This window comes from Serratia sp. 506_PEND (assembly GCF_001076875.1).
Taxonomy (GTDB): Bacteria; Pseudomonadota; Gammaproteobacteria; order Enterobacterales; family Enterobacteriaceae; genus Serratia; species Serratia marcescens.
The window spans coordinates 12713-24942 of sequence record NZ_JVEL01000457.1; the positions used below are offsets into that span (position 1 = coordinate 12713).

13 protein-coding genes are annotated in these 12230 nt (G+C 59.5%); 10 read left to right on the top strand and 3 right to left on the bottom strand.

What is annotated here, in order from left to right:
- Positions 1-63: 63 nt before the first annotated feature.
- From hslV to rraA, 4 genes are all read left to right on the top strand, one after another.
- Positions 64-594 carry an ATP-dependent protease subunit HslV gene (hslV, locus tag ADK28_RS17995; RefSeq protein ID WP_048796307.1) on the top strand — a complete coding sequence of 177 codons (531 nt, stop codon included), beginning with the start codon at positions 64-66 and terminating at the stop codon, positions 592-594.
- A 12-nt stretch (positions 595-606) separates the two neighbouring features.
- Entirely contained in the window at positions 607-1941 is a 1335-nt protein-coding gene (gene hslU, locus ADK28_RS18000; RefSeq protein WP_004931086.1) for an HslU--HslV peptidase ATPase subunit, read from the top strand.
- Positions 1942-2023: 82 nt separating this feature from the next.
- On the top strand, positions 2024-2941 hold the full coding sequence (locus ADK28_RS18005; RefSeq protein WP_033639146.1) for a 1,4-dihydroxy-2-naphthoate polyprenyltransferase: 918 nt from the start codon (positions 2024-2026) through the stop codon (positions 2939-2941).
- A gap of 75 nt (positions 2942-3016) precedes the next feature.
- Positions 3017-3502 carry a ribonuclease E activity regulator RraA gene (rraA, locus tag ADK28_RS18010; protein WP_004931090.1) on the top strand — a complete coding sequence of 162 codons (486 nt, stop codon included), beginning with the start codon at positions 3017-3019 and terminating at the stop codon, positions 3500-3502.
- Positions 3503-3561: 59 nt separating this feature from the next.
- On the opposite strand, the gene zapB is transcribed toward rraA, so the two are convergent.
- On the bottom strand, positions 3562-3801 hold the full coding sequence (gene zapB, locus ADK28_RS18015) for a septal ring assembly protein ZapB (protein ID WP_004931092.1): 240 nt from the start codon (positions 3799-3801) through the stop codon (positions 3562-3564).
- A gap of 524 nt (positions 3802-4325) precedes the next feature.
- On the opposite strand from zapB, the gene ADK28_RS18020 reads away from it, so the two are divergent.
- From ADK28_RS18020 to glpX, 3 genes are all read left to right on the top strand, one after another.
- A complete protein-coding gene (locus tag ADK28_RS18020) occupies positions 4326-5171 on the top strand; it encodes an MIP/aquaporin family protein (RefSeq protein ID WP_015379417.1) in 846 nt (281 codons plus the stop codon).
- Positions 5172-5213: 42 nt separating this feature from the next.
- Entirely contained in the window at positions 5214-6722 is a 1509-nt protein-coding gene (glpK, locus tag ADK28_RS18025) for a glycerol kinase GlpK (RefSeq protein ID WP_004931097.1), read from the top strand.
- Between the two features lie 129 nt (positions 6723-6851).
- A complete protein-coding gene (gene glpX, locus ADK28_RS18030) occupies positions 6852-7862 on the top strand; it encodes a class II fructose-bisphosphatase (protein WP_016929713.1) in 1011 nt (336 codons plus the stop codon).
- Between the two features lie 194 nt (positions 7863-8056).
- Here the strand turns inward: glpX and emrD are convergent, their stop codons facing one another.
- Complete coding sequence (emrD, locus tag ADK28_RS18035; protein WP_048796308.1) at positions 8057-9241, bottom strand: multidrug efflux MFS transporter EmrD; 1185 nt, start codon at positions 9239-9241, stop codon at positions 8057-8059.
- A 297-nt stretch (positions 9242-9538) separates the two neighbouring features.
- On the opposite strand from emrD, the gene ADK28_RS18040 reads away from it, so the two are divergent.
- Both ADK28_RS18040 and fpr read left to right on the top strand, forming a co-directional pair.
- Positions 9539-10150: a helix-turn-helix transcriptional regulator gene (locus ADK28_RS18040; RefSeq protein WP_016929711.1), complete on the top strand. Its 612-nt coding sequence runs from the start codon at positions 9539-9541 to the stop codon at positions 10148-10150.
- A 3-nt stretch (positions 10151-10153) separates the two neighbouring features.
- Positions 10154-10900: a ferredoxin--NADP(+) reductase gene (gene fpr, locus ADK28_RS18045; protein WP_004931107.1), complete on the top strand. Its 747-nt coding sequence runs from the start codon at positions 10154-10156 to the stop codon at positions 10898-10900.
- An 11-nt stretch (positions 10901-10911) separates the two neighbouring features.
- Here fpr and ADK28_RS18050 read toward each other — a convergent pair whose 3' ends face one another.
- Positions 10912-11331 carry a DUF805 domain-containing protein gene (locus tag ADK28_RS18050; protein ID WP_033639143.1) on the bottom strand — a complete coding sequence of 140 codons (420 nt, stop codon included), beginning with the start codon at positions 11329-11331 and terminating at the stop codon, positions 10912-10914.
- A gap of 199 nt (positions 11332-11530) precedes the next feature.
- Here ADK28_RS18050 and ADK28_RS18055 point away from each other — a divergent pair, with 199 nt between their 5' ends.
- The gene (locus ADK28_RS18055) at positions 11531-12115 is read left to right on the top strand and encodes a DUF1454 family protein (RefSeq protein ID WP_016929709.1); all 585 of its coding nucleotides are present in this window, start codon (positions 11531-11533) and stop codon (positions 12113-12115) included.
- Positions 12116-12230 lie beyond the last annotated feature (115 nt).

Below are 12230 nucleotides of genomic sequence, written 5' to 3' on the forward strand. Positions count from 1 at the left end.
TCGTAGCGTCTGCGAAAGCAGGCGCTGCGGGGACTTCTTTCCGTCTTTAACGAGGGTCTGCTCGTGACAACAATTGTAAGCGTACGCCGCAACGGCCAGGTCGTCATCGGTGGTGATGGCCAGGCAACCCTGGGTAATACGGTGATGAAGGGTAACGTCAAGAAAGTGCGTCGCCTGTATAACGACAAAGTGATCGCCGGTTTCGCCGGTGGCACCGCTGACGCCTTCACGCTGTTTGAACTGTTTGAACGCAAACTGGAAATGCATCAGGGCCACCTGGTGAAAGCCGCCGTCGAACTGGCGAAAGACTGGCGCACCGACCGCATGCTACGCAAGCTCGAAGCGCTGCTGGCGGTCGCCGATGAAACCGCCTCGCTGATCATCACCGGCAACGGCGATGTGGTGCAGCCGGAAAACGATCTGATCGCCATCGGCTCCGGCGGCCCGTACGCCCAGGCCGCCGCCCGCGCCATGTTGGAAAATACCGAGCTGAGCGCCCGCGACATCGTTGAGAAATCCCTCAACATCGCCGGCGACATCTGTATTTACACCAACCATTTCCACACCATTGAAGAATTGTCTTCCAAAGCGTAAGGATCGAATACCATGTCTGAAATGACCCCGCGCGAGATCGTCAGCGAACTGGACAGCTATATCATTGGCCAAAACAAGGCCAAACGCGCTGTCGCCATTGCCCTGCGCAACCGCTGGCGCCGGATGCAGCTCAACGAGATGCTGCGTCACGAAGTGACCCCGAAAAACATTCTGATGATCGGCCCGACCGGCGTCGGTAAAACCGAAATCGCCCGTCGTCTGGCGAAGCTGGCCAACGCGCCGTTCATCAAGGTTGAAGCCACCAAGTTCACCGAAGTGGGCTATGTGGGCAAAGAAGTGGACTCCATCATCCGCGATCTGACCGATGCCGCCATCAAAATGGTGCGCATGCAGTCGATCGAGAAAAACCGCACCCGCGCCGAAGAGTTGGCCGAAGAGCGCATTCTCGACGTGCTGATCCCGCCGGCCAAGAACAACTGGGGCCAACCGGAAGAAAATCAGGAACCGTCCGCCGCCCGCCAGGCATTCCGCAAGAAACTGCGCGAAGGCCAACTGGATGACAAAGAGATCGAAATCGATCTGGCCGCCGCGCCGATGGGCGTGGAAATCATGGCGCCTCCGGGCATGGAAGAGATGACCAACCAGCTGCAGTCGATGTTCCAGAACCTCGGCGGCCAAAAGCAAAAACCGCGCAAGCTGAAGATCAAAGAAGCCTTCAAGCTGCTGGTGGAAGAAGAAGCCGCCAAGCTGGTAAACCCGGAAGAACTGAAAGAGCAGGCGATCGAAGCGGTTGAGCAGCACGGCATCGTGTTTATCGATGAGATCGACAAAATCTGTAAGCGCGGCGGCCAAAGCTCCGGCCCGGACGTTTCCCGCGAAGGCGTGCAGCGCGATCTGCTGCCGCTGGTGGAAGGCTGCACCGTGTCCACCAAGCACGGTATGGTGAAGACCGACCACATCCTGTTCATCGCCTCCGGCGCGTTCCAGACCGCCAATCCGTCGGATCTGATCCCGGAACTGCAGGGCCGTCTGCCGATCCGCGTTGAGCTGCAGGCGCTGACCACCGAAGATTTCGAGCGCATCCTGACCGAGCCGAGCGCGTCGCTGACCGAACAGTACAAAGCGCTGATGGGCACCGAAGGCGTCAATATCGAGTTCACCGCCGACGGCATCCGCCGCATCGCCGAAGCCGCGTGGCAGGTCAACGAAAGCACCGAGAACATCGGCGCGCGTCGTCTGCACACCGTGCTGGAGCGTCTGATGGAAGATATTTCCTACGATGCGAGTGAAATTAATGGCCAATCCATTACAATTGATGCGGATTACGTGCGCAGTCATCTGGATGAACTGGTGGCGGATGAAGATTTGAGTCGTTTTATCCTATAATCGCTCAATCATTGTCTTGTCAGTCATCTGTGTGGGAGGCATTGCCTCCCACAATTATTTCTAACGGACACAGAAGCGAAACATGAGCTCATCAACCCCCACCACCCCGATCTCCGCCTGGCTGGAAAGTCTACGCCCCCGCACCCTGCCGCTGGCCTTTGCCTCCATCGTGGTCGGCTCGGCAATCGCCGCCTGGCACGGCAGCCTGAAACCTGAAGTGGCGCTGCTGGCGCTGTTGACCGCCGGCCTGCTGCAGATCCTCTCCAACCTGGCGAACGACTACGGCGATGCGGTCAAAGGCAGCGACAAAGAAGATCGCATCGGGCCATTGCGCGGCATGCAGAAAGGCATGATCACCCAGGCGCAGATGAAACGGGCACTGGTGGTGACGGTGGTGCTGATCGCCCTCGCCGGCTGTTCGCTGATCGCCGTCGCCTGCGAGCAACCCAGCGACGTGGTGGGCTTTCTGGTGCTGGGCGGGTTGTCTATCGTGGCAGCCATCACCTATACCGTCGGCAACAAGCCCTACGGATATTTGGGGTTGGGCGACATCTCGGTACTGGTGTTCTTCGGCTGGCTGAGCGTGGCCGGCACCTACTATCTGCAAACGCACACCTTCGACAGCGTGGTGATGCTGCCTGCCACCGCCTGCGGCCTGCTGGCGACGGCGGTGCTCAACATCAACAATCTGCGCGATATCGAGAGCGATCGCGAAAACGGCAAGAACACGCTGGCGGTGCGTCTCGGCCCGCACAAGGCGCGCATTTACCATGCCCTGCTGCTCGGCGGCGCAGTGCTGTGTTTCGCGCTGTTTACGCTGTTCAACCTGCACAGCCCGTGGGGTTGGCTGTTCGTGTTGGCGATCCCGCTGCTGATGCGCCACGGCCTGCGCGTGCTGCGCGATCCGACGCCGGTCGGCATGCGGCCGATGCTGGAACACATGGTCAAAGCGGCGTTGCTGGCCAACCTGCTGTTCGCCATCGGCGTGGCGCTCAGTTAAAAACTGATGATTTTGCCAACAGGGCGAATAAAGGGATATACTGAACATTCCAGCGGCAAACAGACGTAAAATCCTATGAAATACGATACTTCCGAACTTTGCGACATCTATCATGAAGAGGTAAACGTTGTTGAACCTCTGTTCTCCAATTTTGGCGGGCGTACTTCATTTGGCGGGCAGATCACCACGGTGAAATGCTTTGAGGATAACGGCCTGTTGTTCGATCTGCTTGAAGAAAACGGCCGCGGCCGCGTGCTGTTGGTCGACGGCGGCGGTTCGGTACGCCGGGCGCTGATCAACGCCGAACTGGCGCGCTTGGCCGCCCAGAACGAATGGGAAGGCATCGTGGTGTACGGCGCGGTGCGCCAGGTGGACGATCTGGAAGAACTCGACATCGGCATTCAGGCGATGGCGGCGATCCCGGCGGGTGCCGTGAGCGAAGGCGTGGGCGAAAGCGATATCCGCGTCAACTTCGGTGGCGTCACCTTCTTCTCCGGCGACCACCTGTATGCCGACAACACCGGCATCATCCTCTCCGAGGACCCGCTCGACATCGAGTGATTTCCGGTCATGAAAAAGGGCGCCTGAGGCGCCCTTTTCGTTGCTGCATGGCGTGAGGATCAGACCTCTTCCATTTTGCCCAGCAGCGCGCGCAGGCGATCTTGCCATACGTGCTGTTCTTCTTTCAGCTGTTGGTTTTCGCGCACCAACGCTTCGTGGTTGCCGGAGGCAGCCTGAACTTCCTGCGACAGAGAGTTGTTTTTGTCTTTCAGCTCTTCAATTTCCATCTGCAACAAGGTGATGGTATCAATCGCCTGCTGTACTTTTGCTTCCAGTTTCTCAAATACTTCAAATGACATGCTTCAGTCCCCTCATGATAGCAAGGCGTACATCTATAAGTAGCGGCCGCAACATCGGCTGCAGCTACTGCGAATATTGCATCGCGCTCAGTGACGCGCGCCGTTACGAAAGGCGCGCCGGTCTCGATTCGTTAAAAACGATTGTAAGTAGCCAGTCTCCGCCTGTCTAGCAACATACCGGATCATCGCGCAGTCTGTTGCAATTTTCCTGCCCCCGCCATCAGCAAAAACTGAAAATCCCCATCGCCGCCGCCGCGAGTTGTTAACAACCCTCAGCAAACCACTGGTCAGATCACACTTTTATGGCTCAGAAAGAACACTAAACGACGCGAAATCGCTCAATTTTATGACGCGCCACACACATTTTGATTTCGCTATTTCTCGTTTATGTTCGTTAACGATAAATTTACATCACGTCCTCATTCAATAATTGGACGAGATGAAAAAAACTGTGCCCATAGGCCGGATCTCTACCCAACTGAGCCTATAAACCAACAACCGCCGTTTTGCAGGACAACAACATTATGAGCCAAACCACCAGTCCGACATTAAAAGGCCAGTGCATCGCCGAGTTCCTCGGCACGGCGCTGCTGATCTTCTTTGGCGTAGGCTGCGTTGCCGCACTGAAACTGGCGGGCGCCAGCTTCGGCCAGTGGGAAATCAGCATCATTTGGGGCCTCGGCGTCGCCATGGCCATCTATCTGACCGCCGCCATTTCCGGCGCGCATCTCAACCCGGCGGTCACCCTCGCCCTGTGGCTGTTCGCCTGCTTCGACGGGCGCAAAGTGGTGCCTTACATCATTGCGCAGGTCGCCGGCGCCTTCTGCGCAGCGGCCTTGGTCTACGGGCTGTACTACAACCTGTTCTTCGACTTCGAAGCGGCCCACCACATGGTGCGCGGCAGCAACGAAAGCCTCGAACTGGCCGGCATCTTCTCGACTTACCCTAACGCGCATATCTCCGTCGGCCAGGCCTTCCTGGTAGAAATGGTGATCGCGGCAATCCTGATGTGCCTGATCCTGGCGCTGACCGACGACGGCAACGGCATTCCGCGCGGCCCGCTGGCGCCGCTGCTGATCGGTATTCTGATTGCCGTGATCGGCGCCTCCATGGGACCATTGACCGGCTTTGCGTTGAACCCGGCGCGTGACTTCGGGCCGAAACTGTTCGCCTACCTGGCCGGCTGGGGCAAAGTCGCCTTCACCGGCGCACGCGACATCCCATACTTCCTGGTGCCGATCTTCGCTCCTATCGTCGGCTGTGGCCTGGGCGCTTTCGGTTACCGCGCGCTGATTGGCCGCCACCTGCCGTGCGACGTCTGCGTGACGGAAGAAGAGCCCGACGCCAAGACCCAGCAGCGTAAAGCATGATGGGTGCAGTTTTAAACGGTTAACAACAGCAGGATAATTACCATGACTGTAGAAAAAAAATACATTGTCGCACTCGACCAAGGGACCACCAGCTCACGCGCCGTCGTGCTCGATCACGACGCCAACATCGTTGCGGTATCGCAGCGCGAATTCCCGCAGATCTATCCAAAGGCCGGCTGGGTTGAGCACGACCCGATGGAGATCTGGGCGTCGCAAAGTTCGACGCTGGTAGAAGTGCTGGCGAAAGCCGACATCAATTCCGATCAGATCGCCGGCATCGGCATCACCAACCAGCGCGAAACCACCATCGTCTGGGAAAAAGAGACCGGCAAGCCGATTTACAACGCCATCGTTTGGCAGTGCCGCCGCACCGCCGACATCTGCGAGAAGCTCAAGCGCGACGGCCTGGAAGAGTACATCCGTCACAACACCGGCCTGGTGGTTGACCCGTACTTCTCCGGCACCAAGGTGAAGTGGATCCTGGACAACGTCGAAGGCGCCCGCGAGCGCGCCAAGCGCGGCGAACTGCTGTTCGGCACCGTGGATACCTGGCTGGTGTGGAAAATGACCCAGGGGCGCGTACACGTCACCGATTACACCAACGCCTCACGCACCATGATGTTCAACATCCACGAACTGGACTGGGACGAACGCATGCTGGAAGTGCTGGACATTCCGCGCGCCATGCTGCCGAAAGTCCGTCCGTCCTCCGAGGTATACGGCCAGACCAACATCGGCGGTAAGGGCGGCACGCGTATTCCTATCGCCGGTATCGCCGGTGACCAGCAGGCGGCGCTGTACGGCCAGCTGTGCGTTCAACCGGGCATGGCGAAGAACACCTACGGCACCGGCTGCTTCCTGCTGATGAACACCGGCAAAGAAGCGGTACGGTCGAAAAACGGTCTGCTGACCACCATCGCCTGCGGCCCGCGCGGTGAAGTGAACTATGCGCTGGAAGGCGCGGTGTTCATCGGCGGCGCGTCTATCCAGTGGCTGCGCGACGAGCTGAAACTGATCAGCGACGCCGCCGACTCCGAATACTTCGCCACCAAGGTGAAAGACAGCAACGGGGTCTATGTGGTGCCGGCCTTCACCGGCCTGGGTGCGCCTTACTGGGATCCGTATGCTCGCGGCGCCATTTTCGGCCTGACCCGCGGCGCCAACAGCAACCACATCATCCGCGCCACGCTGGAATCCATCGCCTTCCAGACCCGTGACGTGCTGGACGCCATGCAGGCCGACGCCAACACCCGCCTGCAATCGCTGCGCGTGGACGGCGGCGCAGTCGCCAACAACTTCCTGATGCAGTTCCAGTCCGATATTCTCGGCACCCGCGTAGAGCGCCCTGAAGTGCGTGAATCGACGGCGCTGGGCGCGGCGTTCCTGGCGGGCCTGGCCATCGGCTACTGGAACGATCTGGATGAAGTGAAGAGCAAAGCGGTGGTTGAGCGTGAATTCCGCCCAAGCATCGAAACCACCGAACGCAACTACCGCTACAGCGGCTGGAAAAAAGCGGTGGCTCGCGCTCAGGCATGGGAAGATCACGAGTAATCCCGAAGTTGCCGTTTCGCCAACAAGCGCTGCCTGCGGGCGGCGCTTTTTTTTTGCCCCGCCCTGCCGCCACCGCGCTGTGATAGACTTTGTCGATATTTTCTTCCCTTTCTCACAGACAGGTTTGCCATGAAACGTGAATTAGCCATCGAATTCTCCCGCGTTACCGAAGCCGCCGCACTGGCGGGCTACAAATGGCTGGGGCGCGGCGACAAGAACGCCGCCGACGGCGCGGCGGTCCACGCCATGCGCATCATGCTCAACAAAGTGGATATCGATGGGCGCATTGTGATCGGCGAAGGCGAGATCGACGAAGCGCCGATGTTGTATATCGGCGAGCAGGTCGGTACCGGCCAAGGCGACGCGGTCGACATCGCGGTCGATCCGATCGAAGGCACCCGCATGACCGCCATGGGCCAGTCCAACGCGCTGGCGGTATTGGCGGTGGGCGATCGCGGCACTTTCCTGCACGCGCCGGACATGTACATGGAGAAGCTGGTGGTCGGCCCGGCGGCGCGCGGCGCCATCGATCTCAACCGGCCGCTGGCGGAGAACCTGCAGAACGTCGCCGAACGACTGGGCAAACCGCTGTCGCAGTTGACGGTGATCGTATTGGCCAAACCGCGCCACGACGGCGTCATCGCGCAGATGCAACAGTTGGGCGTGCGAGTATTCGCCATTCCTGACGGCGACGTGGCGGCCTCCATTCTCACCTGCATGCCCGAAAGCGAGGTCGATGTGATGTACGGCATCGGCGGCGCGCCGGAAGGTGTGATCTCAGCCGCGGTGATCCGCGCGCTGGACGGCGACATGCAGGCGCGTTTGCTGCCGCGTCATGAGGTGAAAGGCGACAGCGCCGAAAACCGCCGCATCGGCGAACAAGAGTTGGCCCGCTGCCGGGAGATGGGTATCGAAGCCGGCCAGGCGCTGCGTCTGGATCAGATGGCGCGCAACGACAACGTGATCTTCTCCGCCACCGGCATCACCAAGGGCGATTTGCTGGAGGGCATCAGCCGCCAGGGCAACATGGCCACCACCGAAACGTTGCTGATCCGCGGCAAGTCGCGCACCATCCGCCGTATCCGTTCGACCCACTATCTGGATCGCAAAGACCCGGCGCTGCACGAGTTTCTGCTGTAACGAAACAGGGCGCCGAATGGCGCCCTGATGATTGATGGCAAACCTCATGCCCTTGCCGGGTCGGCAGAGAACAGTGAATAAAAAACAAGGAAAATCAATTTATTGATTTTCGGCTAATAACCACAAAGGGGAGAAAAACCACGCTTTTTCTTCCCTTTGTCAACGGTATGAGGGCGCCGAATGGCGCCCTGTCGTTATGCGGTATGTCCTTGATGCTGCATGCGATTGGACAGCGGCCACCAGCACAGCAGGATCAGCAGCGCCATCGCGAACATCAGCAAGCCGAGGCTGAACTGCCCGGTTTGCGGCAGCATGGCGGAAAGCCAGGTCGCCAGACCGGACCCCATGTTCTGCATGCCGCCCACCAATGCGCCCGCCGCGCCGGCCAGGTAAGGGAACGGCTCCATCGCCCCGGTGGTCGCCAGCGGGAACAGCATGCCGGCGCCGAAGAAGAACAATGCGGCCGGCACGATCAGCGTCCAGATGTTCATCACGCCGAACCAGCCCGGGATCCACATCATCGCCCCCGCCAGCAGGCAGCTAATCACCGAATGCCACATCAGCGTGTGGAAGGTCTTGCCGTCGCGCCCGGCGTACCAGGCGCCGAAAAACGCCGCCGGGATCGGCAGAATGAACAGGATGCTGACGGTCAGCCCACTCAGTCCCAACACGCCGCCCATCAACACGCCGCAGCTGGCCTCGAATACCGCAATCCCCGCCAGCGCGCCGATCAGCATCACCAGATAGCAACTGAAGGTGCTGTCACCCAGCAGCTGGCGGAAACTGGCCAGCATGCGACGTTTTTCCGTTTGCACCGGACGGGTTTCCGGCAGCCAGCGGAACATGGCGAAGGCGACGCAGGCGCACAGCCCCAGCAGGAAGGCGTAGCAGGCGCGCCAGCCGAACACCATCGCCAATGCGCCGCCGATCACCGGCGCCAGCAGCGGGCTGACCAAAATCCCCATGTTCAACAGGCTGTTGGCGTAGCGCAGTGCGGTGCCGGCATACAGATCGCGCGGCATGGTGCGCGCCATCACGCCCGCCACGCCGGTGCCCATGCCCTGAATCGCGCTGGCGGCAACCAGCATCGTCAGGTTGGTGGACAGCAGTGCGCCCAGCGCACCGACCAGGAAGATCATCATGCCGGCCAGGATCACCGGGCGACGCCCGATACGATCCGATATCGGCCCGTAAATCAGCTGGGAGAAACCGTAGGTCAGCAGATACGCCGCCATCACCCGTTGCACAGCGCCGGTGCGAACCGACAGATCGTGGGCGATATCAGCAATCACGGGAACATAAATGGTTTGCGCCATCTGGCCGACGGCGACCAACAGGATAAGCATCACCAGCAGGTGAAAATTCTCTAGTTTTCTCATTATCTTCGTTAACGTTTCAACTCGTCACAGCGTCCCGGTATGGCCGTTGCAGCAGCCAGAACGGCGAGCAGCCCTCTATGGCGGCATAAGCTAATCAAATCTGATTTTTTTAGCGAGTTTCAGGCAGATATTGATCCAGGTCACACTGGCAGCAAACCCGACCAGGCTCGTAAATTAAACTGTACGTCTAACGCTTTGGAGTTAAAAATAGCGCCCTTGCAGTAGCCGCGCTTTAGCATTTAATCGATAATTATTTTCATCAACTTGAAATAAAATAACACCATAGGGATTTGGTTCATGAAAACACCTGAGCTGATTTTATTGCAGTTAAAGGCTCTCGGCCCGCACTCGGCCAAAATGCTGGCGGAGCGTCTGGACATCACGCCGATGGGCATCCGACAACATCTGCAATCCCTGGAAAAACGTGAGTTGGTTTGTTACGAAGAAGCGCGCAGCAAGGTCGGCCGCCCGACGCGCTACTGGTCGCTGACAGCGCGAGGGCACGCTTTTGCGGCCGCCGATCAGGAGCGGCTGCGGGCATCCGCGCTGCGGCTGTTTGGCGGCGCCGGCGTAGAACCGTTGCTGAGCGCGCGCGAAGAACAGCTTTATCTGCGCTATGCCGAAGAGCTGTCCGCCGAGCGCAGCCACCAAGAGCGGTTAGCCCGATTGGTGCGTCTGCGGCAACATGACGGTTACATGGCCGAATTGCTCGATCATCCGCACGGTGCGCTGTTGGTGGAAAACCACTGTCCGATCGGCGTGGCCGGTTCCAACTGCAGCAGCCTGTGCAATTCCGAGCTGCAGCTGTTTCACCGCCTGTTCGGCAACGACTACCGGATAGAGCGCACCACGCACGCCATTTCCGGCTCACGACATTGTGCTTATTTGATTCGACCACGGGAGCTTTAGAGTATGGCTGAATGGGTAAACGGCAAGGTTACGCAGGTAAAACAATGGACCGACGGGCTGTTCAGCCTGGTGGTCAATGCCCCCATCGATCCTTTCACTGCCGGGCAATTCGCCAAACTGGCGCTGGAGATCGACGGCGAACGAGTGCAACGCGCTTACTCCTACGTCAATGCCCCCGATGACGCCAACCTGGAGTTCTATCTGGTGACGGTGCCGGAAGGCAAACTGAGCCCGCGCCTCAATCAGCTGCGGCCAGGGTCGGATGTCATGGTGACCAAAGAAGCGGCCGGCTTCTTCGTGCTGGATGAGGTGCCCGACTGCGACACGCTGTGGATGCTGGCGACCGGCACCGCCATCGGCCCCTATTTATCGATTCTGCAGCAAGGCGTCGGCCTGGAACGCTTTAACAACCTGGTGCTGGTGCACGCCGCGCGTTTTGCGCGCGATCTGAGCTACCTGCCGCTGATGCAGCAATTGCAGCAACGCTACAACGGCAAGCTGCGCATCCAGACCGTCGTCAGCCGCGAAGAAACGCCCGGTTCACTGACCGGCCGCGTGCCGGCGCTGATCGAGGACGGCCGGCTGGAAGCGGCGATCGGCTTGACCATCGACGCCGAAACCAGCCACGTGATGCTGTGCGGCAACCCGCAGATGGTGCGGGACACCCAGCAAACGCTGAAAGACCATCGCCAGATGCGCAAACACCTGCGCCGCAAACCGGGCCACATCACCAGCGAACACTACTGGTAACCCAAAGGGGATCAGCGGAACTTCACCGGTTCGGCTTCCGGGCCGAACCGATTGTCTCCCGGCGTGCCGACGAAGGCGCCCAGATCGATCATCATCATCACGATAATCAGCGTCGGGATGAAACGCCCGACGCCCCATTGCCAGATCGGCGCCAGCATTTGCCAGTTGCCCGCCGCCAGCATCCACGCCAGGATCAGCAGCAGCGCCCACCAGCCGGCCTTGTTGCGATCGTGCAGACGTTTGACCAGCACCGCCGCCGTCGGCCACAGCAGCGCCACGATAAAGAAGGCGATGGATTGGATGGCGATCAATTGATAATTGGCCAGCGTAAACGCCGCCGCCATCAGCGCCAACCACAGCCCCATCCAGATCCAGAAGTCGCGCCGCCCGATGCGGCCCTTAAAAGAAAAACACCACTGTTGTAACGTCATCGATTCCTGCGCTCTAAGCCTGCCCATATTCTGCGCCGCAGTGTAACATAGGCGCTGCCGGGCCGAGTTTTCCGCCTTGCATAACGCGGTGCGCCGCACAGCTTTCTCGTCAGCGAACCGATAATGGCGCGGGATCTTTGACAAGGCCCGCGAGTTATCGCTTTAATCGGAGCCATCTTTGTCCTTGATGCCATACGCCATGCTGAGAAAAACCCTCGTCATTGCCTGTCTGTTGCAGGCCGCCGCCAGCGCCTGGGCCAATCCGCCGCCCGCCGATGCAACGCCCGCCGCACCTTACCTGCTGGCCGGCGCGCCGACGTTCGATCTGACGGTGGTCAAATTCCGCGAAAAATACAATCGCGACAACCCGAAGCTGCCGATTGGCGAATTCCGCGCCATTCCGGCCACCGAAGACGATTCGCCGCTGCTGACGCGCGCCGCCAGCAAACTCAACGAAAACCTGTATGCCTCCACCGCGCTGGAGAAAGGCACCGGCAAAATCAAAACGTTGCAGATCACTCACCTGCCGCTGCAACAGGCCAATGAAGAAAAAGCCGCGCGCGCCATCGCCATCAACTACATGGCGGCGCTGATGCGCCAGTTCGAACCGGCGTTGACGGTGGAGCAGAGCCAGAACAAGGTGAACAGCCTGCTGGAAAAAGGCAAAGGATCGCGCTTTTACCAACAGCAGGTCGGCGCCATTCGCTATGTCGTCTCGGACAACGGCGATAAAGGCGTAACCTTCGCGGTTGAACCGATTAAGCTGGCGCTTTCCGAGCCGTAACGGCGCGGCATTTAATGACGAAAAGCAAAGCCTTCGCGCTTAATGATCTCTATACTGTTGGGCAGGTAAACTGCCGGTCCGGCAGTTGTCATTTCGACTCTCGCGTTCCCTAGTT

Excerpts from the sequence above, each read along its gene's own strand:
- ADK28_RS18055 (WP_016929709.1), top strand. The coding sequence starts at position 11,531 with ATGCTGAGAAAAACCCTCGTCATTGCCTGTCTGTTGCAGGCCGCCGCC.
- glpX (WP_016929713.1), top strand. The coding sequence starts at position 6,852 with ATGAAACGTGAATTAGCCATCGAATTCTCCCGCGTTACCGAAGCCGCC.
- ADK28_RS18040 (WP_016929711.1), top strand. The coding sequence starts at position 9,539 with ATGAAAACACCTGAGCTGATTTTATTGCAGTTAAAGGCTCTCGGCCCG.
- fpr (WP_004931107.1), top strand. The coding sequence starts at position 10,154 with ATGGCTGAATGGGTAAACGGCAAGGTTACGCAGGTAAAACAATGGACC.
- zapB (WP_004931092.1), bottom strand. The coding sequence starts at position 3,801 with ATGTCATTTGAAGTATTTGAGAAACTGGAAGCAAAAGTACAGCAGGCG.
- ADK28_RS18005 (WP_033639146.1), top strand. The coding sequence starts at position 2,024 with ATGAGCTCATCAACCCCCACCACCCCGATCTCCGCCTGGCTGGAAAGT.
- emrD (WP_048796308.1), bottom strand. The coding sequence starts at position 9,241 with ATGAGAAAACTAGAGAATTTTCACCTGCTGGTGATGCTTATCCTGTTG.
- ADK28_RS18020 (WP_015379417.1), top strand. The coding sequence starts at position 4,326 with ATGAGCCAAACCACCAGTCCGACATTAAAAGGCCAGTGCATCGCCGAG.
- ADK28_RS18050 (WP_033639143.1), bottom strand. The coding sequence starts at position 11,331 with ATGACGTTACAACAGTGGTGTTTTTCTTTTAAGGGCCGCATCGGGCGG.
- hslU (WP_004931086.1), top strand. The coding sequence starts at position 607 with ATGTCTGAAATGACCCCGCGCGAGATCGTCAGCGAACTGGACAGCTAT.
- rraA (WP_004931090.1), top strand. The coding sequence starts at position 3,017 with ATGAAATACGATACTTCCGAACTTTGCGACATCTATCATGAAGAGGTA.
- glpK (WP_004931097.1), top strand. The coding sequence starts at position 5,214 with ATGACTGTAGAAAAAAAATACATTGTCGCACTCGACCAAGGGACCACC.